Below are 21,960 nucleotides of genomic sequence, written 5' to 3' on the forward strand. Positions count from 1 at the left end.
TTGACCGCTCTCGGACTTCCGGTCGCAAGCTGAAGACATGGTGACCGCACAACGACCCGACGACGACCTGACCGCGGTCGTCCGGCAGCGCCTGCAGTCGCTGCTGGCCGAGATCCCGCCGCGGCGGGCCGTGGCGTCCGCTGCCGAGCCCAGTGGTACCGGCGACGCCGATGGCCCGCCGGCGCACGGGGGCCCACGACCGGCGCCGCGATCCGAGCCGGCGCGACCCGGAGCAGGGGTCTTCGGCCACGACGGTGATCTGGGCACGCGGAACTTGGGGGCGGTGCAGCTGTACGACCCGCCGCTGCCGCTGGCATCGGTGTTGCAGCCCGGCCGGCTGGCGCTGAAGGCGGCAACCGGAACCGTCCCCGAAGTGGCGAGGTCACGGCGTCGGCGGCAGGGTCGGCCCGCCCCGGCCGCGACGGACGAGAATGACGCGGCGGCGGCAGCGGCGCTGAGCCCGCCTGCGGAACCCGACCCGGGCCTGCCCGGCCGGGCCCGTTCGGCGGCCACCGCCGCGGCGCCTGCGGTCCGGCAGTTTCTGCGCGATCACCTTGTCGTCGTCGGCATCGTGGTGCTGACCGGCTGCCTGTGGGGCGGCTACAGCCTGTTTCAGGCACGCACCGCACCGGTGGCCACCGCGGCGGTGGCACCCAGCGTCTCGGTGGGTGCCGCCAGCCCCACCCCGAGCCCGAGCCCCACTGTGACGTTGCTCGTCCACGTGCTCGGCGAGGTGCGCAAGCCGGGCGTGGTTCGGCTACCCGAGGGGGCGCGGGTGCAGGACGCCCTGGCCGCCGCCGGAGGACTCACCAAGCGCGCCGACCCGGGCGCGCTGAACCTTGCGGCGCCGGTCAGCGACGGCGCCCAGCTGACGGTTGGGCGAAGCGGCGACGACAGCGGCCTCACCGGCGCCGAGGTCGACGGCACAGGGCCTGGCCAGCCGGCGGCCCTCAACCTGAACACCGCCACCCTGGATCAACTCGACACGCTGCCCGGGGTCGGCCCGGTGACGGCACAGAAGATCCTGGCCTGGCGTGACGAGCACAAAAGGTTCCGTGACGTCGCCGAGTTGCAGGAGGTCCCCGGCATAGGCCCCAAGAGCTACGCGGAGATCGCGCCCCGTGTCCGCGTCTGAGCAGGACGCCTTCGCGCCCGACCTGCGGTTGGTGCCGGCGGCCGTGACGGCCTGGCTCGGCATGTGGGTCGCGACCCTGGCCGAGCCGGGCTGGCTGAGCCTGGGGGTGGTGGTCGCCCTGGCGGCGGGCTTACTGGCTCGCCGCAGACGATCCTGGGCACTGTGCGCGGTCGCGCTGGTGCTCCTGGGTTGCATGGTGACCGGCTGGGCTCGGTGGGCGTGGCGAGCGGGCGACGCCCTCACCGAACTCGCCGGCCACCAGGCGGTCGGCGTCGCAGAGGTGACGGTCCTCGGCACGGCCCGCAGCGGGGAACGACAGGGTGTGCGACCGGCGTGGTGGAGCAGCGCGGCCCGGCTCGATGTGCTCACTGCCCGCGGCCAGGTGCTGCACAGCGGGGCTCCGGTGCGGGTGAGTGCGTCCGGCGACACCGTTCAGGCCTGGGCGGCCATCGCGGCCGGCAGCAGGGTCAGAGTGACAGTCCGGTTGGCGGCGGCGGAGCCGGGCGACACGGAGGTGGCCCTCCTCCGCGCTCGCGAACCCCCGCAGCTCGTCGCCGCGCCGAACCCGTTCGACGCCGGCATCGAACGGGTGCGGGCCGGACTGCGGGCGAGTGCCGCCCACCTCGAGCCGGAGCCGAGGGCGCTCGTGCCCGCTCTGGTGGTCGGCGACACGGTCGGCATGCCCGACGACCTCACGGAGCGCTTCAGGGTGACCGGCCTGACGCACCTGACCGCGGTTTCAGGCGCAAATCTCTCGCTCCTGCTCGCCTTTCTGGGGTTGGTGGCGCGGTGGGCCGGCGTGCGGGGGTGGTGGCTGCGTGGGCTGCTCGGGCTGGGCGTGGTCGGGTTCGTGCTGCTGTGCCATTCCGAGCCGAGTGTGGTGCGGGCGGCGGCGATGGGGGTGGTGGGGCTGGTGGCACTGGGAGCCGGCGGCCGGGGCGGCCAGGCGGTCCGAGCGTTGTGTGTGGCGGTGACGGTGATCGTGTTCGTGGAGCCGTCGATGGCTCGCTCGGCCGGATTCGCCTTGTCGGTGCTGGCGTGCGGCGGGATCGTGGCCTGGTCGCGATCGTGGACGGACGCGTTGGCGCTGAGCATGCCGCGGGCTTTGGCCGAGGGCATCGCGACACCCCTGGCGGCGCAGTTGGCGACGCAGCCGTTGGTGACGTGGCTCTCTGGCCAGGTGAGCGTGGTGGGCCTGTTGGCGAACCTGGTGGCGGGCCCGTTGGTGGGGCCGGCAACGGTGCTGGGCTTCCTGGCGGCCGCGTCCGCTGTGCCCGCGGCGCCGGTGGCGGTGGTGTTCGCGACCGGCGCGGGCTGGTGTGCGCAGGGATTGTGCTGGATCGCCCGGTTGGGGGAGTTGTTCCCGGCTGCGGCGGTGGCGTGGCCGGCCGGCCCGGCGGGGGTGTTGGTGGCGCTGGCCGGATGTGTGGGGTTGGTGTTGGTGATGCCGGCGGTGTTGCGGAGTCGGTGGTGGGCGTTGGCGGCGGGGCTGGTGATGGTGGCTGCCCTGCTTCGGCCGCCGTCGCCTCCGGGGTGGCCGCCGTCGGACTGGGCGGTGGTGTTCTGCGATGTGGGGCAGGGGGATGCGACGTTGCTGCGGGCGGGCCCGGCCTCGGCGGTGCTGGTGGACGCCGGCCCGGATCCGGCCAAGCTGAGGGCCTGTTTGGCCTCGGTGGGGGTCTCGGCGGTGCCGTTGGTGGTGCTGACACACTTTCACGCCGACCACATCACCGGGGTCGGTGCGGCGATCTCGGGTCACGACACGGGCGCGGTGGCGGTGTCGGCGGCGACGTCACCGGCCCACGGGCGGGCGTTGGTGGCGCAGGCGGCCGGCCCGGTGGGTTTGACCGAGGTTGCCGGTGGGGGGCGACTGGTGGTGGGGCAGGTCACGATCGAGGTGCTGGCGGTGCGCGGGGTGATCGCGGTGGCGGGTTCAGACGAGGGTGAGTCGGCGGCGGAGAACGACGGCTCGCTGGTGATGCGGGCCGACGTGGGTGGGTTGCGGGTGTTGCTGGCGGGTGACGTGCAGGAGGACGGCCAGCGCAACGCGCTCGCCTCGGGAGCTGAGCTGGCGACGGAGGTGTTGCTGGTGCCGCATCACGGGTCGGGGCATCAGTCGCCGGAGTTCCTGGCGGCGTCCCGGGCCACCGTTGCGGTGTTCAGTGTGGACGCCGACAACGACTACGGCCATCCGGCGGTGCGCACCCAGCAGGCGGTGCAGCGCCTGGGCATGCGGGTGGCCCGGACCGACCAGCAGGGCGCGATCGCGATCAGCCGCAGCGCTGACGGGCTGATCCTCACCAGCCAGCGCTGACGCACCGAGACGTCCCAGCGCGCTGTGGTGGATCGGGCGGCCGGGGATTGACCGGGGCGGTTGTGGCGTTGAGGGGACGTGAGCGACACGGTCCATGACGCCCTGGTCATCGGTGCGGGCCAAGCGGGACTCTCTGCGTCCTATCACCTGACCAGGATGGGCATCGAGCACCTGCTGCTGGACGCCAACTCACGGCCGGGCGGTGCCTGGCAGCACCGCTGGGACGCCCTGACGATGGCCGATGTGCACCGGGTCGCCGACCTGCCCGGGTCGCGGCTGCCGCCGGCTGCGGACACCGCTCGGGCCAACAGGGCGGTGCCCGCGTACTTTGCCGCGTACGAGCGCGACCATCGGCTGCCGGTCGTGCGTCCGGTCAGTGTCCGCCGGGTCGAGCCCGACGCGGTCGGGTTCCTGGTCAGCGGGGTGGGCGAGGCCGGCCCGGCGCAGTGGCGCAGCCGCACCCTCGTCAACGCGACCGGGACCTGGACCCGTCCCTTCGTGCCGTCGTATCCCGGCCAGCGCACGTTCGCCGGAACCCAGCTGCACACGGTGGACTTCCCGGGACCGGCCTGGTTCGCCGGGCACCGGATCGTCGTGGTCGGCGGGGGAGCCTCCGCGGTGCAGTTCCTTGGCATGCTCGTCTCGGTCGTGGGAGCCGAGAACCTGGTCTGGGCCACCCGCACCGAACCCGACTGGCGTGCCGGGTCGTTCACCCCCGAGATCGGGCGGGCGGTGATCGCCCAGGTTCAGGAACAGGTGATGGCCGGATTGACGCCGCGGTCGGTGGTCTCCGTTACGGGGCTGCGGCTGCGCGAGCAGGAGAGCGAGGCGGAACGGCTCGGCGTGTACGCGCGGCGGCGGCCGATGTTCTCGCGGATCGAGCCGGGCGGCGTCCGCTGGGACGATCCGGAGCCCGCCGGGGCCGTCTTCGAGCCCGCCGACGTCATCCTGTGGGCCACCGGGTTCCGGGCGGCCGTCGACCACCTCGCCCCGCTGCACCTGCGCAGTCCGCACGGCGGTATCCAGCTCGCCGCCGACGGCACCTCGGCGGTCGCCGACCCGCGCGTCCAACTGGTCGGCTACGGGCCCTCGGCAAGCACCATCGGCGCGAACCGGGCGGGTCGCAGCGCTGCCCGCGGCGTCCGCACGGCGCTGCAGGCGAAACATCCCGGCCCGGCGGCGGACGGCTGACAGCCGTCGATGCGCGGCCGTTGCGTGACGTGTCGGCCGGGCCTGGCATGCTGAGCCCATGACCGCACCGTTCGCCACCGCGACCCTCATCCAGGGGCCCGAGGCGCTGATCGCCGAGCGGGCGGTGCACGAGCTGGTGACCGCCGCCACCGCCGCCCGGCCCGACGCCACGGTCAGCCGGGTGCCCGCCGCGTCCCTCGACCGGGGCACGCTGGCCGAGATCACCACCGGTTCGCTGTTCTCCAGCGCCGTGGTGGCGGTTGTCGAGAACCTGGCCGAACTGCCCGCAGAGGTGGTCGACGACCTGATCGGACTGGCCGCCCAGCCGCCTGGCGAGGTAGCGCTGATCGTCGTGCACGGGGGCGGCCCCAAGGGCAAGGCGGTGCTGGATCGGCTGCGCAAGGCCGGCGTCCGGCAGGTCGAGGCCGCTGCGGTGAAACCGTGGGAACTGCCCCAGTTCGTCACCGCCGAAGCCCGCCGCCGCGGCGGGCGCATCGACCGCGGCAGCGCCGAGGCGCTCGTCGAGGCCGTGGGAAGCGACCTGCGCAGCGTCGCTGCGGCCGTCGCGCAACTGCTGGCCGATGCGCCCGAGCCGGTGATCACGCTGGCCGACGTGCAACGCTACTTCGCCGGACGGGCCGAGATCAGCGGGTTCGCCGTCGCCGACCACTGCCTCGACGGCAACCGTGAAGCCGCGCTGGGCAGCCTGCGCTGGGCGCTGGAGACCGGCGTGGCGCCGGTGCTGCTGACCAGTGCCGTCGCGTCCGGGCTGCGCAACCTCGGCAAGTACCTCGGTGCCCGCGACGACCGCTTGCGCGACGTCGAGCTGGCGCGACGGGTCGGCGTCCCGCCCTGGAAACTGAAGGACCTGAACCGGCAGGCCAGAGGATGGACGCCGGGCGCGGTCGCCACCGCGATCGGCCTGGCCGCCACGGCCGACGCCCAGGTGAAGGGCGCCTCCGGCGACCCGGCGTTCGCCCTGGAGTTGCTGGTGCTGCGGGTCATCGACTGTCGGTCGCAGGCGAGGCGCGGCGCGGCGTCCCGAGCCTGACGGCGCCAGCGCACGCCGGAGCCCGTTCCCAGCGCCGCTGAGGCGAACCGTGCGGAGCGTGAGGTGAGCCCGTCCCTGACAGGCGAAACCCGCCCGCTGGCGGGGGGACGACCAGTCGGACGGGTTTCGCGTTCGGGGTGGTTGCGTCACCCCAGGCCGCAAACCTCAGCGCTTCACGGAGATGTGCACGTGGTCGAAGTGATTCGCGGTGGCGCCGCCACGGTTGGCCATCTTGCGCCACCGGGGGGTCGCGGTGGTCCAGATCTTCTGCCGGAAGATCACGTAGTGGATCTTGTACTTCTTGGCGGTCTTCTTCTTCGCGAAGTACTTGGCGATCGACCAGCCGAGCGACTTGTTCTTCTTCCACTTCGGGATCATCACGTCGAGGGCCCGGCCGGCCGGATGATCGCCCGAGTACGCACTGCCGGCCCGCCAGCCGCCGATGTAGCGGACCTTGCTCCACGAGTTGCGGACCTTCTTGGCCACCTTCTTGGCCTTCTTGGTCAGCCTCTTGTAGTGCGAGATCTTCGCCTTGGGCGCATTGCCCTTGAGCAGCGGCACCGTGGCGCCGTTCGCGCTGGTGACCGCGTCCCGCTCGAGGACGGCTCCCGCGCTCGGTGAGGCGAAGCCGAAGGAGCCGACAGCGACTCCGAGCGAAAGGGTCGTGGCCGCCGTGGTGATGGCGATGCGCCTGCGGATGTTCATCTGACTCCCCGTTGCGTCGTGGCCTCCGAACGAGACCTCACCGAAGGGGAGTTCTCCCGCCGCCCTCCCCAGGAATGTCTGAGAAACCTAACCCATTTCTCAGGGTTCTCCAAAATTGCTCAGGTTTGGTGGTCGGGTCGGGGCGCGGCCGTGGGACGGCCTCAGTCAGCGGAGGCGGCTGTCAGGTGTCGGACGCCGGTGTCCGGGCACGCACAAGCGCCGCCCGAACCAGCGGGCGGCGCGAATGGGTCAGCTCAGAGAGCGGCGGCCTGGGAGGCGATCGCCGACTTGCGGTTGGCGGCCTGATTGCGATGGATGACGCCCTTCGAGGCGGCCTTGTCCAGCGCGCGGCACGCGGCGGCGGCCAGGGTCTGCGCCTTCTCGGTCTCGCCGGCGTCGACGGCCTCGCGGAACCGGCGCACGTGGGTGCGCAGCGTGGACTTCACGGCCTTGTTGCGCTGACGAGCCTTCTCGTTCGTCTTGATGCGCTTCATCTGGGACTTGATGTTCGCCACAGGGCTTGCCTCTTCGATGCTTGATCTTGGGTTGGGCGCCCGACTCGGACGCGACCCCCAACGTTACCAAACCCGACGGCGGCTCACCAAAACGGGCCCGGCGGGCGGGGCCCACTCACCACTGCAGCAGCAGACGTTGCTCGGTCACGTCGGCGTGCAGCATCAGGCCGGGGGTGTCGGCCTGATGAACGACGGCCGTCAGCGCGTCGTCCGGGCCCCGGCCGGTGTGGGTGTTGGGCAGCTCCAGGAGCAGTTCCGGCCGGAAGATCACCCCGGGTCGTTCGTCGAACACCGCCGCGAAGAAGATGCCCGACTCGACGAGCTCCTGGAAGAAGTGGCTGCCGTAGGACAACTCCGGCCGGAAGTCGCCCTCGGAGTACGTGGTCTCGACGAGTCCGACGAAGCGGTTCAGGTCGTTGAAGTGGGTCGGGACGCCCAGCGACGGCATCGAGGTGCCCCAACGGCCCGGTCCGATCAGCAGGGCCGCCCCGGTCAGCGACCGATTGAGCTCACCGATCCGCCGGGCCACCGCGTACCGGTCGGGCTGGCCCAGCGCCAGGTAGGCGTCCGGACGCACCCAGACGACCTGATCGATCGGCAGCCGGACGTTGCCGCCCATGAAGTTGCCGCGGTCGGCCAGCAGGCAGCGCTCCGGCACCGGCTCGGGCACCCCCACGGCGCCGCCGACGCCCCGGGTCTGCAGCGGGCGGCACTGCACCAGGTTCAGCACCGCCACTCCGTCCGGATCGCGGTTGACCGTGAACTCGATGTCGACCGGGTGCCGGTAGGCCGAGGCGAGGGCCGCCAGCACCTGCCGCAGCAGTGCGGCCACGCCGGCCTCGTCGAGCAGGGCGGCGAAGTCCACCACCTCCGGGGTCGGCTTCGTGCTGCGGCCCAGCTCGCGCAGCCGGCGCGCGGCCGCCGCGTCGGCGCCGGCCACGAGCCTCCAGTCGGCGGGCTGAACCACGGCGCGGGCCTCGGCGAGCGCAACGGTACGGGGGGAGTCGGCGGGCAGGTCCAGTACGTCGACGCGCCGCTGCGTCCACCGGCCCTGGTCCTGGCCGCCCAACGGCGCGGACGAGGGGTCGGCCAGGCTGACGATGCGGGCGTTGTCGCGTCCGGAGCGATCCACCGCCCGGGTGCCCAGCCCGGTGACCAGCCGCGCCATGCCGGCGTCGGGCAGCGACGGGTCCCACACGTACAGCGACGACGAGTGCGCCACCCCGGCGGCGAGCGGGAAGAACAGGCCGTCGTGCAGGTCGCCGCTGACCCGCTGTACCAGGATCGCCATCTGCTCGTCGAGGTCGAGCAGGCCGCGGTCGGCCCGGTACTGCAACGCCTCCGGCCCGACCGCGCTCGCGTACACGGTGCGCACGGCGTCCTCGAAGGCGGCGAGCCGTTGCGCCGGGGTGCCCTGGTTGACGCAGAACACGCTCGCGTACTTGCCGGCGAACGCGTTGCCGAAGTCGTCCTCGAGCAGCGAACTGGACCGGACGATGATCGGTGCCTGACCGAAGTGCTCCAGCAGCTGCAGGAAGTCCTCGCGCTGCGCCCGGGGGAACTCCCCGGCGGGAATGGCCCGGTGCAGCCGTTCGGCCGCCGCCCTCCCGCCGACGTCGGTGCCCACGCCGCCGGCGCCTCCGAGGCCCTGCTTGTGCGCCGTCCAGTCCGACCACCAGCCGTTGGTGACCAGGAACGTGACGAACACGTCGGTGCCGATGAAGAACGAGTCGTGCGGCTCGAGCCGGCCGGTGACCGACTCGTCGCCGGCCTGCTCGAGGATCGCCCGGGCGACCAGCATGCCCAGGCTCTTGCCGCCGATCCGGCCGGTGCCGATCAACCTGGACGCCACCGCCAGCAGGTCGACCAGGCGCAGGCTCGTGCGGCTGAGTTCCGCCATCCGGCCACGCGCCCCGACGAGCACCTCGATCAGGGTCCGGCGGGCCGCCTCCTGGGTGGCGGCGTCGCCGTCCAGGGCGGCCCAGGCGTCGTCGACCACGCCCTGCCACACCTCGGGCTGGTCGATCCGCCGGGCGAGCGAGGCGAAGAGTTGGGTGGTGGCCGCCGACGACGTGATCGACAGCGCCCGGCCGCCGCTGAGCAGGTGCGGGAAGAACATCGTGGGGGAGTGCCGCTGCCACACCTTCAACGGATGGACGTAGACGGCATCGTCGATCCGGTGCAGGTCGAGCAGTACCTGGGTGGTCTCGCGGATCGCGGCGACGGTCGCGTAGCTGTGCCGGTTCCGCAGCAGCGGGAAGTAGGCGATGGTGTCGAGCTCGAACAGGTATGGGCAGGTGGCGCGGAAGAAGTTGGCCACCATCAGGTCGGAGCGCCACGCGAGGTGGAGGTCGGTCAGCGGTTCGATCACGTAGAAGCCCAGCCGGCCCACCCGTGCCAGCAGCTCGTGCACCGCGATCGCGAACGGCTCGAAGCCGGCGAACGGGTCCAGGGTGTGCACCTCGACCCCGGCCAGGTCCTCCAGCAGCGGCGGCCGCTGGCCGAAGCTCAGGTACAGCACCCGGCGACCCTCCGCCAGGGCGCGTCGGACGAACGGCTCCGCCACCGCGGCGAAGTCCGCCTCGGAGTCGACCTGCCAGACCACGTTGTCGCCGACCCGCAGGTCGTCGATGATCGCGTCCAGGCCCGGGACGCCGGTGCTGGCGCGCGCCATCGGCCGGCTCAGATCACGCCCATGGCGACCATCGCGTCCGCCACCTTGATGTAGCCGGCCAGGTTGGCGCCCACCACGTAGTCGCCGGGACTGCCGAACTCCTCGGCGGTCGCCACGCAGCGGTCGTGGATGTCGGTCATGATCTGCTCGAGCCGCTCGGCGGTGGTTTCGAAGTCCCAGGCGTCGCGGCTGGCGTTCTGCTGCATCTCCAGCGCGCTGGTGGCCACTCCGCCGGCATTGGACGCCTTGCCCGGCGCGTACAGCACCCCTGCCTCGCGCAGCACCGCGACCGCCGCGGGCGTGCACGGCATGTTGGCGCCTTCGGCGACCAGGCGGAGGCCGTTCGCGACCAGGGTGCGGGCCTGGGCCTCGTCCAGCTCGTTCTGGGTGGCGCACGGCAGCGCGATGTCGCACGGGACGTCCCACACCGAGCCGTCGGTCACCACCCGGGCGCGGGAGCCGACCGCGTCGGCGTAGTCGCCGATGCGGCCGCGGCGGATCTCTTTCACCTCCTGCAGCACCTCGAGGTCGATACCGGCGGGGTCGACGACGTACCCCGAGGAGTCGGACACGGCGATCACCGTCGCGCCGAGCTGCTGGGCCTTCTCGACCGCGTAGATCGCCACGTTGCCCGAACCCGACACGACCACGGTGCGGCCGTCGAAGCTGTCACCGTGCATCCCGAGCATGGCCTGGGCGAAGTGGACCGTGCCGTAGCCGGTCGCCTCGGTGCGGGCGCGGGAGCCGCCCCAGCTGACGCCCTTACCGGTGAGCACGCCCGATTCGTAGCGGTTGGTGATCCGCTTGTACTGGCCGAACAGGTAGCCGATCTCGCGCGCGCCGACCCCGATGTCGCCCGCCGGCACGTCGGTGTATTCGCCGAGGTGCCGGTACAGCTCGGTCATGAACGACTGGCAGAACCGCATCACCTCGTTGTCGGAGCGTCCCTTGGGGTCGAAGTCGGAGCCGCCCTTGCCGCCGCCGATCGGCATGCCGGTGAGCGAGTTCTTGAACACCTGCTCGAAGCCGAGGAACTTGATGATCGACAGGTTGACGCTGGGGTGGAACCGCAGGCCGCCCTTGTACGGGCCCAGGGCGGAGTTGAACTCGACCCGGAAGCCGCGGTTGATCTCGACCTGGCCGTCGTCGGTCACCCAGGGCACCCGGAAGATGATCTGCCGCTCGGGCTCGCACACCCGCTGCAGGATCGACCATTGGGCGTACTCCGGGCGTCCACCGGCCAGCGGGGTGAGGCTGTGCATCACCTCGAAGACGGCCTGGTGGAACTCGGGCTCGCCCGGGTTGCGGGCGAGCACGATGTCGAACATGGGCTGGAAGGTGGGGTGCAGCGCTGCGGTCACCCCTCGGACCCTAACGGGCCGGTGTCGCTCGGCGGGCGTCGGTCACATGGTGGGTGCGCCCCCTGCCCGGGACGCGGCGGCGCGTGGCCGGCGTCCGGATCGATAGAGTGAGCCCTCGGACCCGACACAGGACAGGTGAATGAGCGGACCCCGCCCCGGCGCGACGCCCCCGGAGATCATCCGGAACTTCTGCATCATCGCCCACATCGACCACGGCAAGTCGACGCTGGCCGATCGGATGCTGCAGCTGACCGGGGTGGTCGACGACCGCGCCATGCGCGCCCAGTACCTCGACCGGATGGACATCGAGCGGGAACGCGGCATCACGATCAAGTCCCAGGCCGTCCGGATGCCGTGGACGCAGGGTGGTGTCACCCACGTCCTGAACATGATCGACACCCCCGGCCACGTCGACTTCACCTACGAGGTGTCCCGCTCGCTGGCCGCCTGCGAGGGCGCGATCCTGCTGATCGACGCGGCGCAGGGCATCGAGGCGCAGACCCTGGCCAACCTGTACCTGGCGTTGGACGCCGACCTGCACATCATTCCGGTGCTCAACAAGATCGACCTGCCCAGTGCGCAGCCCGACAAGTTCGCCGCCGAGATCGCCCACCTGGTGGGCTGCGAGCCCGGTGACGTGTTCCGGGTGTCGGCCAAGACCGGCGAGGGCGTGGGTGAACTGCTGGACGCCATCGTGGCGCAGGTCCCGGCCCCTTCCGGAACGGCGGACGCCCCGGCGCGGGCCCTGATCTTCGACTCCGTCTACGACACCTACCGCGGCGTGGTCACCTACGTGCGGGTGGTGGACGGCGCGCTCGCGCACCGCGACCGCATCCTGATGATGTCCACCAAGGCCACCCACGAGGTCCTCGAGGTCGGCGTGATCAGCCCCGAGCCCAAGCCGGCCAAGGGGTTGGGCTCCGGCGAGGTGGGCTATCTGATCACCGGGGTGAAGGACGTCCGGCAGTCGCGGGTCGGTGACACCGTGACCCTGGCGTCCCGTCCGGCGCACGAGAACCTGGGCGGCTACCGGCAGCCCAACCCGATGGTGTACGCGGGGCTGTACCCGATCGACGGCGCCGACTTCCCCGAGCTGCGCGAGGCGCTGGACAAGCTGCAGCTCAACGACGCCGCGCTGGTCTACGAGCCCGAGACGTCCGGCGCCCTCGGGTTCGGCTTCCGGGTCGGCTTCCTGGGCCTGCTGCACATGGAGATCGTCCGCGAGCGGCTCGAGCGGGAGTTCGACCTCGACCTGATCTCGACCGCGCCGAACGTGGTCTACCGGGTGGTGATGGAGGACGGCAGCGAGCACGTCGTCACCAACCCCTCGGAGTATCCCGAAGGCAAGGTCGCCCAGGTGTGGGAGCCGGTTGTGAAGGCGACCATCCTGACCCCGACCGACTACATCGGCGCCATCCTCGAGCTGTGCCAGGCCCGCCGCGGCATCCAGACCGGCATGGACTATCTCAGCGAGGACCGGGTCGAGATCCGCTACCAGCTGCCGCTGGCCGAGATCGTGTTCGACTTCTTCGACGCCCTGAAGTCGCGGACGAAGGGGTACGCCTCGCTGGACTACGACGAGGCGGGCGAACAGCAGGCGAAGCTGGTCAAGGTGGACATCCTGCTGCACGGCGACCCCGTGGACGCCTTCAGCGCGATCGTGCACACCGACGCCGCCTACGCCTACGGGGTGGCGATGGCCCGCAAGCTGAAGGAACTCATCCCCAGGCAGCAGTTCGAGGTGCCCATCCAGGCCGCGATCGGGTCGCGGGTGATCGCCCGCGAGACGGTCCGCGCGATGCGCAAGGACGTGCTGGCCAAGTGCTACGGCGGCGACATCACCCGCAAGCGCAAGCTGCTCGAGAAGCAGAAGGAGGGCAAGAAGCGGATGAAGATGGTCGGCCGGGTCGAGGTGCCCCAGGAGGCCTTCGTCGCCGCTTTGTCGACCGGGGAGACGTCCGCCAAGAAGTGAACCGGCCCCATTTCAGGCCACTCTTTTGCTTCAGCTCTTCAGTTCGCCGATGTAGAACTGGGTGAGCTGGCTCTCGGGTCGCCCCTGGCCCGAGTGCTGGGCGTCGAATGCCGCGGTGGCGTCGGTGCCGCACAGCGCGACGATGTGCTCGGGGCCGCCGGGATGCTGGTTGATCCAGTCGGTCAGGTCGTAGACGCCGCCGCGGATCGCGGCCCAGCAACTGGTGGTGCTGTTGTGTTCCTTGACCTCGTCCAGCGTGTAGCTCTGCGCGGCTGACTCCGTCGCGGTCGCAGTGGGGCTCGCGCCGGCGCTGGGCGTCGTGCTGGCACCGGACGTCGCGCCGCTCGGGCTCGCGCCGGCCGGCACCGATGCCGCCGGGCCGCTGGGGCGTGTCCCGGACGCGCCGCTTCCTCCCCACACCGCCACGGCGCCGCTGTGGCCGACCAGCACGGTGAGCACGATGCAGCCCACCGACAGGGCCGCAGCCAGCCACCCCATGACCCTGGACGCCGTGGCCTGTTCGGCCCGGCCGCGCTGCAGGAAGTACCACACACCGGCGACCAGCAGCGTGCCGCCGGACGCCCAGGGGAGCCAGGTTCCGTAGCTCATGTGCTGGGCGGGCGTGCCCACCTCCTGAGCCAGCGCCAAGCCGGACTGGACGGCGACGAACGCCGAGACGGTGCCCACCAGCAGGCCGAGCACGGCCAGGCCGGCGAAGCGGCGGCGCAGGCGTCCGATGAAGGCGCAGGCGATGACTCCCAGTGCCGACAGCGGCAGCAGCACCACGACAGCGTGCACGACCAGGGGGTGGAGCGGTAGGCCGAAGACGTCGAACACGGTGGGCTCCTCTGTCGGGGCGGACGCCAGGACGCTGACGCATCAACAATACCGGCGTCGAAGTGTCACCCAAGAGCGCGAACCTGTGGGTAATTCACCAGCTGGGGAGAACGGTTGGCGCTCCAGGACGCGCCAGGACCCGCCGGGCCGGCCGTCGGCGCGGTCGGCTCACCGCGCCGGGTTGACCGTCCGGCGCCGGTGCAGCAGCCAGGCGGCGAGCACGCCCCCCACGGCGCCGCCGAGGTGGGCCTGCCAGGAGACCCCCGCCTGACTGGGGAAGACACCCCACAACACGCCGCCGTAGACGGCGAAGACGACGATCGCCAGCACGATCTGGGTGCCGTTGCGGCTGAACACCGCTCGGGCGAGCAGATAGCTCAGCCACCCGAAGATCAGCCCCGACGCCCCGATGGTCAGCGTGTTCGGCGGATTCAGCAACCAGGCGAACAGCCCGCTCACCACGGCCACGATCACCGTCGCCGAGACGGCGCGCAGCGTGCCACCGAGCAGCACCAGGAAACCGAGCACCGCGAACGGCACGGTGTTGGCCAGCAGGTGCGCCCACCCGCCGTGCAGGAACGGCGCCACGAACACCGAGCCCAGCGAGTCGAGCGACCACGACCGGATGCCCAGGGCGTCCAACGTGCCGCGCAACAGGTGATCGACGAGCTCGATCACCCACAGCAGGGCCGTCCATACGCCCATCACGAGGCCGGCGGTCCTCGGTGCGACCGGGGCGTTGGCACGGACGACGAGGCTGCGGCTGCTGCTCATGGTCCCAGTCTGCCGGGCGGAGCCAACCGCACCGCCGGGAGGGGCTACGGTCGTGCCGTGGACGCACCCTGGGTCAGGCACTACCAGCCGGGAGTTCCGGCGCAGATCGAACTGCCCACCGAATCGCTGGTGGCGTTGTACGAGCGCTCCGTCGCCGAGGCCGGTGACGCGGTGGCCACCGAGTTCTTCGGGGCAACCGTGACGTACCGGGAACTCGGCGAGCGGATCGCCCGGGCGGCCGCCGGGCTGCGCGCGCTCGGCGTCCGGGCCGGGGACCGGGTGGCACTGGTCCTGCCCAACTGTCCGCAGCACGTGATCGCGTTCTACGCGGTGCTGCGGCTGGGCGCCGTGGTGGTCGAGCACAACCCGCTCTACACCGAGCGCGAACTGCGGACGATCTTCGCCGACCACGCGGCACGCGTCGCGATCTGCTGGGACGCCGCGGCCGGCACGCTGCAGGCCATGCCCGAGGACGTCCGGCCCGCTCACATCGTGTCGGTGAACCTGCTCAACGCCTTCCCGTTGGTGAAGCGACTGGCGCTTCGACTGCCGTTGAAGAAGCTGCGTGCGACCCGCGCCCGGCTCACCCAACCGGCCCCGGGCACGATGCCGTGGGAGCGGCTGCTCGCCGCCGCGCCGGTGGAGCCCGACCACCCACGGCCCGGCGTCCACGACCTGGCGGTGATCCAGTACACCTCGGGCACCACCGGCACGCCCAAGGGTGCGATGCTCAGCCACTACAACCTGTTCAGCAACGCCCGGCAGGGCGAGGCATGGATGCACGGCGCCGAGTACCGCAAGGAGATCTTCTACGCGATCCTGCCGATGTTCCACGCCTTCGGGATGACGCTGTTCCTCACCTACGGGGTGCTGAAGCAGGCGCGGCTGGTGCTGTTCCCCGCCTTCGACGTCGACCTGGTGTTGGACGCCGCCAGGAAATCCCCGCCCTCGGTGTACTGCGCGGTGCCGCCGATCTACGAGCGGACCGCCACCCGTGCCAAGGAGCGCGGCATCTCGTTGCGCTCGGCCAAGTACTGCATCTCCGGTGCTATGAACCTGCCCGACTCGGTCGTCGAACTGTGGGAGAGCGTGTCCGGCGGGCTGCTGGTGGAGGGCTACGGGATGACCGAGGCGTCCCCGGTGTGCCTGGGCAACCCGTTCGCGCCCAGTCGGCGCACCGGCACGATCGGCATCCCGTTCCCCAGCACGTACATGAAGGTGGTCGACCCCGACGACCCCTCCCGCGAAGTGCCGCAGGGTGAGCGCGGCGAACTGTTGATCAAGGGCCCGCAGGTCTTCGGCGGCTACTGGAAAAACCCCGAGGAGACCGAGCGGACCCTGCTGCCGGACGGCTGGTTGCGCACCGGCGACGTGGTCACGGTGGACGCCGACGGCTTCACCACGATCGTCGACCGGGTCAAGGAGCTGATCATCACCGGCGGATTCAACGTGTCACCATCCGAGGTCGAGGCGGCGCTGCGCGGCCACCCCGACATCGCGGACGTCGCCGTGGTCGGGGTGCCCGCGGCGTCCGGGGGAGAGCGGGTGGTGGCCGCGGTGACCCTGCGGCCGGGGGCCGAGCTGGACGCGGCCGCGCTGCGCGAGTGGAGCCACGCCCGGCTGGCCGGCTACAAGGTGCCCCGGGAGTTCGTGGCCGTGGACGAGTTGCCCACGTCGATGCTGGGCAAGGTGTTGCGCAAGCAGGTTCGCGACAAGGTGCTGGCGCAGCTCGGCTGAACCGTTGACCGTGGGGACGGTTCTGTCCGTCCGGAGATGGACCGCGAGAACCGTCCCCACGAACCGGACGCCGTCAGCGTGCGTCCTCGAAATCCTCCATCGGGACGTAGATCGTCCGGCGGTGCCGCCACGGCAGCGCCTGCCAGCCGACCTTGCGGACGACATAGACGACCGCGACCAGCACGGCCAGGCCACACATGACCCCACCGATGACCAGCGTCCACCGCGGCCCCCACACGTCGCCGACCCAGCCGATGACCGGCGCGCCCAGCGGCGTCCCGCCCAGGAAGATCGCCTGGTACAGGGCCATTACCCGGCCGCGCATCACCGGCGTGGTGGCGAGCTGCACCGAGGCGTTGGCGGCGGTCATCACGGTCAACGAGGTGAAGCCGGCCGGGATGAGCAGCACAGCGAACCAGGTGTAGCTGGGGACCAGCGCCAGCAACAGGCAGGCCAGCGAGAACGCCGCCAACGCCCCGACGATGAGCCGGAGCCGCAGCCGGGTGCGGCGCGCCGCGGCCAGGCCGGCGGCCAGCGACCCGATCGCCATGATCGAGCTGAGGATGCCGTAGGACTCGGCGCCGACCCCGAACACCTTGGTCGCCATCAACGCGTTGGTGACCTGGAAGTTCAGCCCGAACGTACCGAGCATGAACACCAGGAACATCAGCAGCATGATGTCGGGGCGTGACCGCACGTACTGCAGGCCGGCCCGCACGGACCCCTTGGCCTGGGCTCGGGGCGAGGGCGTCAACTGGCTCTCGTCCATCATGGCCAGCGCGATGAGCACCGCCACGAAGCTCAGGCCGTTGAACAGCAGAGCCGGCCCGACGCCCCACCAGGCGATCGTCAACCCGGCCACCGCGGGGCCGATCAGTCGCGCCGAGTGGAAGCTGGTGGTGTTCAGGCCGACGGCGTTCGGGATGAGCTCGTTGGGCACCATCTCGGGGGCCATCGCCTGCCTTGCCGGTCCGTCGAAGGCTGCCGAGACGCCGAGCAGCGTGGCCAGTAGGTAGACGTGCCAGAGCTGGACGACGCCGCCGATCACCAGGCCGGCGAGGCTGAGGCCAATGGCCGCCTGGAAGGCCTGCGTCACCATCAGCACCCGGCGTTTGGAGAACCGGTCGGCCAGTGAGCCCGCATAGGGTGCCAGCACCGCCACGGGCAGGAACTGCAGGGCCGTGGTGAGACCGAGCGCCGTGGCCGAACCGGCCGTGAGGATGGTCAGGACCAGCCAGTCCTGCGCGATCCGCGACATCCAGGTGCCGATGTTCGAGATGAATCCGCCGGTCCAGAACAGCCGGTAGTTGCGGATGCCGAACGATGAGAACATCGGCACCCGGTCGAGGGTCGCCGCGCTCACCGCTCCAGCACCCGGGCGAGCAGCCCTGTCGCCTCTCGCAGGACGTCCAACTCTGCCGGGCTCAGCCCGCGCAGCTTCTGCTCCATCCAGTCGTCGCGCGCCCGGGCGGTCCGCGCCAGCTGCGCGCGTCCCTCGTCGGTGAGCACGACCAGCTTGGAGCGCCCGTCGGTGGGATGGTCGATGCGGGTGACCAGGCCCCTGTCGGCGAGGCAGTTCACCGTCTTGGTCATCGACGGTGGCGCTATCTGCTCGGCATCGGCGAGTTCGCCGGGGGTGCGTGGACCTGCCTTGAGCTTGGCCAGCACGCTGACCTGGTGCGGCGCCAGGTCTCCGCCCGCGTCGAAGCGCACACGGCGGCTGACCTGCTGGCAGGCGATGCGCAGGTCGTTCGCGAGGGTGTGGATCGTTGGCATGATAGTTAGCCTAACTCATTAGATGAGCTAACTATTCCCGTCTCACCGTGCGCCCGTGGTGGGGCGGGCTCAGTCGACCAGCGTGCCGATCCGGAAGCTCATCAACTGCTCGGCGGGCTTGGTGTCGCCGCTGTGCTGGTTGTTGAACGCGTCGGTGGCGTCGGTGCCGCACAGCGCGATGATCTTGTCCGAACCGCCGGGGTGCCGGTCGATCCAACTCGTCAGGTCGTACACGCCGCTGTCGACCGCCGCCCAGCAGTCCTCGCGGGTGTTGTGCGTGGCGACCTCCGCCATCCGGTAGTTGCCGGACGCCGTCGCGGTGTCGGCCGGCGACGTGGACGGCGTCGCCCCGCCGCTGCAGGCGCTCAGCACCAGGACGGCCAGGGGTGCCAGGAGGGTTCCGGTGCGGATTCTCATGGCGGCGAGCGTACTGACACGTCAGGATCGTTCAAAACCGAACCACCACCCACCGATCAGCCCCGCGGCCTGAGCGGGGGAGGGCCCAACAATCTGTCGGTGGCCATGCGTCACGGCCCGAAACGGGGTCAAAGAACCTTGTCCGACCGGTTATTTCAAACCTCAACCAGGACTGGCCCGAGCCTGCGTCGGCAACTAGGCTCCCTGCGTGCCCCAGGAACGTCCGCGTCGCTCGCGGGGACGGATGCGTCACGGCCGGTTCGGTGCGGTGCTGCTGGCGCCCAGCCTGTTCGGGCTGGCGGTCTTCCTGCTGCTGCCGATCCTGGTCGTCATCTGGCTGTCGCTGAACCGCTGGGACCTGCTCGCCCCGATGCGCTTCGTCGGCCTGGACAACTACGTGGATGTGTTGACCGACCCGACGTTCGGCAACTCGATGTTGCGCACGGTCATCTTCGTGCTGTCGGTGATCCCACTCCAGACCGCCCTGGGCCTGTTCCTGGCGGTGCTGCTCTCCCGCGGGTTGCCCGGGTCGGGGGTGTTCCGGGTGATCTACGTGATCCCGTGGATCTGCGCGCCGCTGGCTCTGGGAGTGGTCTGGAAATGGATCCTCGCCCCCTACGACGGCGCGCTCAACAACCTGTTCGGGTTGAGCGTCGAATGGCTGTCCGACCCGGCCTGGGCGATGCCCGCGGTGGCCGGAGTGACCATCTGGTCGCAGGTCGGCTACACCACGCTGTTCTTCCTGGCCGGGCTGGCCGCGATTCCCGACACCCTCGTCGAGGCCGCGCAACTCGACGGGGCGTCCAGCTGGCAGACCTTCTGGCAGGTCAAGCTGCCGCTGCTCGGCCCGACCATGTTCTTCGTGCTGGTCACCGGCGTCATCTCCGCCTTCCAGGCGTTCGACCAGATCTACGCCCTCACGCCCAACGGAGGACCGCAGGGCACCACCGACGTGATCGCGTCACGGATCTACCTCGAAGCCTTCCAGGGCGGCTTCAACCTTGGCCGGGCCTCGGTGATGGCGCTGGTGCTGTTCGTCATCCTCGTCGCCGTGACCCTGGTGCAGCAGCGGTTCTTCTCCGACAGGATCACCTATGACCTCAGCTGAGCCGACCCGGGTGGGCGGCCGGGCGACCGCGGTCGCCCCCGGTGGCGTGCCCGGCGTCCGTTCGGTCGGACGCCGGCGCAGCCCGGCCGCCGACGTCGCCACCTACCTGGTGCTGCTGGCGGGCGCACTGCTGACCCTCGGCCCCTTCGCGCTGAGCTTCATGACGGCCTTCAAGTCGCCCCAACAGTTCGCCTCGGAACCCGCCTTGACGCTGCCGAAGCCGTTCACGCTGGAGAACTTCAGCACCCTGTTCACCGGTTCGTACAGCTTCATCTCCCCGATCGCGGTGACCGCGCAGATGGTCGCGGTCATCCTGGTCGGCCAGTTGGTCTTCTCGATCATGGCCGCCTACGCCTTCGCCAAGTTGCGGTTCCGCGGCCGCGACGCGCTGTTCTGGGTGTACCTGGCGACGCTGATGATCCCGCAGGTGGTGATCGTCATCCCGCTGTACGTGATGATGGTGCAGACCGGCATGCGCAACACCTTCTGGGCGCTGGTGCTGCCCTTCATGTTCGGTTCGCCCTACGCGGTGTTCCTGCTGCGTGAGCACTTCCGTAGCATTCCCGACGACCTGATCGACGCGGCCCGGATCGACGGCGCCGGTGACTGGCGGATCCTGTGGCAGATCGTCGTGCCGTTGTCCCGCGGCATCGTGTCGACGCTGGCGATCATCACCATCGTCAGTCACTGGAACAACTTCATGTGGCCGTTGATCATCACCACCGGACGCGACTGGCAGGTGATCACCGTCGCCACCGCCAACCTGCAGAGCCAGTACAACGCGAACTGGACGTTGGTGATGGCCGCCACCACGGTGGCGATGGCGCCGCTGCTGGTGCTGTTCGGCATCTTCCAGCGCACGATCGTGGAATCCATCTCGCTCACCGGGTTCAAGTGACCTCCGGACGCGCCGAATGGTGTGATTATTGTCCTAGCTCTACCTCGAGAAGGAGAAAGACCGTGACATCGCAACTGAGTCGTCGCACCTTCATGACCGGCCTGGCCGGTGCGGCCCTGATCGGTGCGGCAGGCTGCTCGCCGGCCCAGCAGCAGGCCAGCTCGCCGGCGACGGCCTCCGGCTCGGCGGCCTCGGGCACCGTCACCGTCCGCCTGTGGGACGAACAGGTGCAGAAGGCCTACGACGAGTCGTTCGCCGAGTTCTCCAAGCAGAATCCGGGCATCACCGTGAAGACGGTGCTGGTGCCCTGGGCGGACTACTTCACCAAGCTGCGCACCGACGTCAGCGGCGGCAACGCCGACGACATCTTCATGATGAACGGCTCCTACCTGCAGCCCTACGTCACTTCGGGCTCGCTGCTCGAGATCGGCAGTGACTTCGACGCCCAGAAGGCCGACTGGGTGCAGCCGGCGGTCGAGCAGTACACCCGCGACGGCAAGCTGTGGGGCGTCCCGCAACTCACCGACGGTGGCATCGCGATGTACTACAACAAGGAGTTGCTCGACGACGCCGGGATCACCCCCGAGCAGCTGACCGGGCTGGTTTGGGCGCCGGGCGGCGGCGACACCGACACCCTGCTGCCAATCCTGCAGAAGCTGACCGTCGACAGCGCCGGCAAGCGCGGCGACGAGAGCGGCTTCAACGGCGCCAAGCCCAAGCAGTGGGGCTACTCGGCCGCGCAGGACCTGCAGGGCATCTACTACAACTTCATCGGCTCCAACGGCGGCCAGTTCCAGGACGAGTCGGGCGCCTTCGTGTTCGCCTCGGACGCCTCGGTGGCGGCCTTCCAGTACATCGTCGACCTGATCAACAAGTGGAAGGTGTCGCCGGCGGCGTCCAACACCAACGACAACGGCGACTTCACCCGCGACCAGTTCCTGCAGGGCAAGATCGCCCTGTTCCAGTCCGGCGTGTACAACCTGAAGAACGTCTCCGACGGGGCGAAGTTCGAGTGGGGCATCGCGCCGCTGCCGGCCGGGCCGGCGGGCGCGATCTCGGTGGTCAACTCGGTGATCGTCTCGGGCAACGCCAAGAGCAAGAACCCCGACGCCACCAAGGCCGTGCTGCAGTGGCTCGGCTCGGGCGACGGCGCGAAGTTCATCGGGTCCTCCGGGGCGGCGATGCCCGCGGTGATCAGCGCCCAGCAGGGGTTCACCGACTACTGGGCGGGCAAGGACGTCGACCCGTCCCAGTTCGCCAAGCAGGGTGCGATGCCGTCGATCTCGGCGCCCGCCGGCGAGAACTACGGCGCGGCGTTCAGCGCGTGGAAGCCGATCTTCAACGAGATCTTCCTGGGCCGCACCCCGGTCGCCGAAGGGCTCCAGAAGGCGCAGGACGCGGCGAACAAGGCCGCCGGCTCGTAGGAGTTTCGGCCCGCTCCGTCAATCTGCTCGGCCCGCTCTTGGGTCGCGGTGGGCGTGGCGGTCTGCTTCGA

18 protein-coding genes are annotated in these 21,960 nt (G+C 70.5%); 9 read left to right on the forward strand and 9 right to left on the reverse strand.

Annotated elements, in window-relative coordinates; all coding sequences use genetic code 11:
• The first annotated feature begins 37 nt into the window (after positions 1–37).
• The 4 genes from OIE40_RS10370 to holA all read left to right on the forward strand — a co-directional run bounded on the left by OIE40_RS10370 (position 38) and on the right by holA (position 5,691).
• The gene (locus OIE40_RS10370; RefSeq protein ID WP_264702121.1) at positions 38–1,135 is read left to right on the forward strand and encodes a ComEA family DNA-binding protein; all 1,098 of its coding nucleotides are present in this window, start codon (positions 38–40) and stop codon (positions 1,133–1,135) included.
• Entirely contained in the window at positions 1,122–3,449 is a 2,328-nt protein-coding gene (locus tag OIE40_RS10375; protein WP_264702122.1) for a ComEC/Rec2 family competence protein, read from the forward strand. The genes OIE40_RS10370 and OIE40_RS10375 overlap by 14 nt, the downstream gene beginning before the upstream one ends.
• Before the next feature lie 78 nt (positions 3,450–3,527).
• Positions 3,528–4,640: an NAD(P)-binding domain-containing protein gene (locus tag OIE40_RS10380; protein ID WP_264702123.1), complete on the forward strand. Its 1,113-nt coding sequence runs from the start codon at positions 3,528–3,530 to the stop codon at positions 4,638–4,640.
• 58 nt (positions 4,641–4,698) lie between these two features.
• Complete coding sequence (holA, locus tag OIE40_RS10385) at positions 4,699–5,691, forward strand: DNA polymerase III subunit delta (RefSeq protein WP_264702124.1); 993 nt, start codon at positions 4,699–4,701, stop codon at positions 5,689–5,691.
• 165 nt (positions 5,692–5,856) lie between these two features.
• Here the strand turns inward: holA and OIE40_RS10390 are convergent, their stop codons facing one another.
• From OIE40_RS10390 to gdhA, 4 genes are all read right to left on the reverse strand, one after another.
• Positions 5,857–6,396 carry a VldE C-terminal domain-containing protein gene (locus OIE40_RS10390; protein ID WP_264702125.1) on the reverse strand — a complete coding sequence of 180 codons (540 nt, stop codon included), beginning with the start codon at positions 6,394–6,396 and terminating at the stop codon, positions 5,857–5,859.
• 254 nt (positions 6,397–6,650) lie between these two features.
• The gene (rpsT, locus tag OIE40_RS10395; protein ID WP_264702126.1) at positions 6,651–6,911 is read right to left on the reverse strand and encodes a 30S ribosomal protein S20; all 261 of its coding nucleotides are present in this window, start codon (positions 6,909–6,911) and stop codon (positions 6,651–6,653) included.
• Between the two features lie 115 nt (positions 6,912–7,026).
• A complete protein-coding gene (locus tag OIE40_RS10400) occupies positions 7,027–9,585 on the reverse strand; it encodes a PEP/pyruvate-binding domain-containing protein (protein ID WP_264702127.1) in 2,559 nt (852 codons plus the stop codon).
• An 8-nt stretch (positions 9,586–9,593) separates the two neighbouring features.
• On the reverse strand, positions 9,594–10,913 hold the full coding sequence (gene gdhA, locus OIE40_RS10405) for an NADP-specific glutamate dehydrogenase (protein WP_264702345.1): 1,320 nt from the start codon (positions 10,911–10,913) through the stop codon (positions 9,594–9,596).
• Positions 10,914–11,085: 172 nt separating this feature from the next.
• Between gdhA and lepA the strand changes: the two genes are divergently transcribed.
• Positions 11,086–12,918: a translation elongation factor 4 gene (gene lepA, locus OIE40_RS10410; protein WP_264702128.1), complete on the forward strand. Its 1,833-nt coding sequence runs from the start codon at positions 11,086–11,088 to the stop codon at positions 12,916–12,918.
• 30 nt (positions 12,919–12,948) lie between these two features.
• Here lepA and OIE40_RS10415 read toward each other — a convergent pair whose 3' ends face one another.
• Positions 12,949–13,755, reverse strand: coding sequence for a cytochrome b5 domain-containing protein (locus tag OIE40_RS10415; protein WP_264702129.1), 807 nt, complete (start codon positions 13,753–13,755; stop codon positions 12,949–12,951).
• 168 nt (positions 13,756–13,923) lie between these two features.
• Complete coding sequence (locus OIE40_RS10420; protein WP_319805227.1) at positions 13,924–14,460, reverse strand: rhomboid family intramembrane serine protease; 537 nt, start codon at positions 14,458–14,460, stop codon at positions 13,924–13,926.
• Between the two features lie 126 nt (positions 14,461–14,586).
• On the opposite strand from OIE40_RS10420, the gene OIE40_RS10425 reads away from it, so the two are divergent.
• Positions 14,587–16,266, forward strand: a complete 1,680-nt coding sequence (locus OIE40_RS10425) for a long-chain-fatty-acid--CoA ligase (protein WP_264702131.1) — start codon at positions 14,587–14,589, stop codon at positions 16,264–16,266.
• Positions 16,267–16,339: 73 nt separating this feature from the next.
• Here OIE40_RS10425 and OIE40_RS10430 read toward each other — a convergent pair whose 3' ends face one another.
• The 3 genes from OIE40_RS10430 to OIE40_RS10440 form a co-directional block, all read right to left on the reverse strand.
• Positions 16,340–17,629, reverse strand: coding sequence for an MFS transporter (locus tag OIE40_RS10430; protein ID WP_264702132.1), 1,290 nt, complete (start codon positions 17,627–17,629; stop codon positions 16,340–16,342).
• Positions 17,626–18,042, reverse strand: a complete 417-nt coding sequence (locus OIE40_RS10435; RefSeq protein ID WP_264702133.1) for a MarR family winged helix-turn-helix transcriptional regulator — start codon at positions 18,040–18,042, stop codon at positions 17,626–17,628. The genes OIE40_RS10430 and OIE40_RS10435 overlap by 4 nt, the downstream gene beginning before the upstream one ends.
• A gap of 69 nt (positions 18,043–18,111) precedes the next feature.
• On the reverse strand, positions 18,112–18,459 hold the full coding sequence (locus OIE40_RS10440; RefSeq protein WP_264702134.1) for a cytochrome b5 domain-containing protein: 348 nt from the start codon (positions 18,457–18,459) through the stop codon (positions 18,112–18,114).
• 208 nt (positions 18,460–18,667) lie between these two features.
• On the opposite strand from OIE40_RS10440, the gene OIE40_RS10445 reads away from it, so the two are divergent.
• The 3 genes from OIE40_RS10445 to OIE40_RS10455 all read left to right on the forward strand — a co-directional run bounded on the left by OIE40_RS10445 (position 18,668) and on the right by OIE40_RS10455 (position 21,889).
• Positions 18,668–19,567 (forward strand): carbohydrate ABC transporter permease, encoded by a 900-nt coding sequence (locus OIE40_RS10445; RefSeq protein WP_264702135.1) that lies wholly within the window; start codon positions 18,668–18,670, stop codon positions 19,565–19,567.
• A complete protein-coding gene (locus OIE40_RS10450) occupies positions 19,554–20,465 on the forward strand; it encodes a carbohydrate ABC transporter permease (RefSeq protein WP_264702136.1) in 912 nt (303 codons plus the stop codon). The genes OIE40_RS10445 and OIE40_RS10450 overlap by 14 nt, the downstream gene beginning before the upstream one ends.
• Positions 20,466–20,527: 62 nt before the next feature.
• Positions 20,528–21,889 carry an ABC transporter substrate-binding protein gene (locus OIE40_RS10455; RefSeq protein WP_264702137.1) on the forward strand — a complete coding sequence of 454 codons (1,362 nt, stop codon included), beginning with the start codon at positions 20,528–20,530 and terminating at the stop codon, positions 21,887–21,889.
• Positions 21,890–21,960: the final 71 nt, after the last annotated feature.

The organism is Micropruina sonneratiae (assembly GCF_025972045.1).
GTDB lineage: Bacteria > Actinomycetota > Actinomycetes > Propionibacteriales > Propionibacteriaceae > Micropruina > Micropruina sonneratiae.

Coding starts and splice junctions, on each gene's coding strand:
- OIE40_RS10370 (WP_264702121.1), top strand. CDS start 38: ATGGTGACCGCACAACGACCCGACGACGACCTGACCGCGGTCGTCCGG.
- holA (WP_264702124.1), top strand. CDS start 4,699: ATGACCGCACCGTTCGCCACCGCGACCCTCATCCAGGGGCCCGAGGCG.
- OIE40_RS10390 (WP_264702125.1), bottom strand. CDS start 6,396: ATGAACATCCGCAGGCGCATCGCCATCACCACGGCGGCCACGACCCTT.
- OIE40_RS10400 (WP_264702127.1), bottom strand. CDS start 9,585: ATGGCGCGCGCCAGCACCGGCGTCCCGGGCCTGGACGCGATCATCGAC.
- gdhA (WP_264702345.1), bottom strand. CDS start 10,913: ATGTTCGACATCGTGCTCGCCCGCAACCCGGGCGAGCCCGAGTTCCAC.
- lepA (WP_264702128.1), top strand. CDS start 11,086: ATGAGCGGACCCCGCCCCGGCGCGACGCCCCCGGAGATCATCCGGAAC.
- OIE40_RS10420 (WP_319805227.1), bottom strand. CDS start 14,460: ATGGGCGTATGGACGGCCCTGCTGTGGGTGATCGAGCTCGTCGATCAC.
- OIE40_RS10435 (WP_264702133.1), bottom strand. CDS start 18,042: ATGCCAACGATCCACACCCTCGCGAACGACCTGCGCATCGCCTGCCAG.
- OIE40_RS10440 (WP_264702134.1), bottom strand. CDS start 18,459: ATGAGAATCCGCACCGGAACCCTCCTGGCACCCCTGGCCGTCCTGGTG.
- OIE40_RS10450 (WP_264702136.1), top strand. CDS start 19,554: ATGACCTCAGCTGAGCCGACCCGGGTGGGCGGCCGGGCGACCGCGGTC.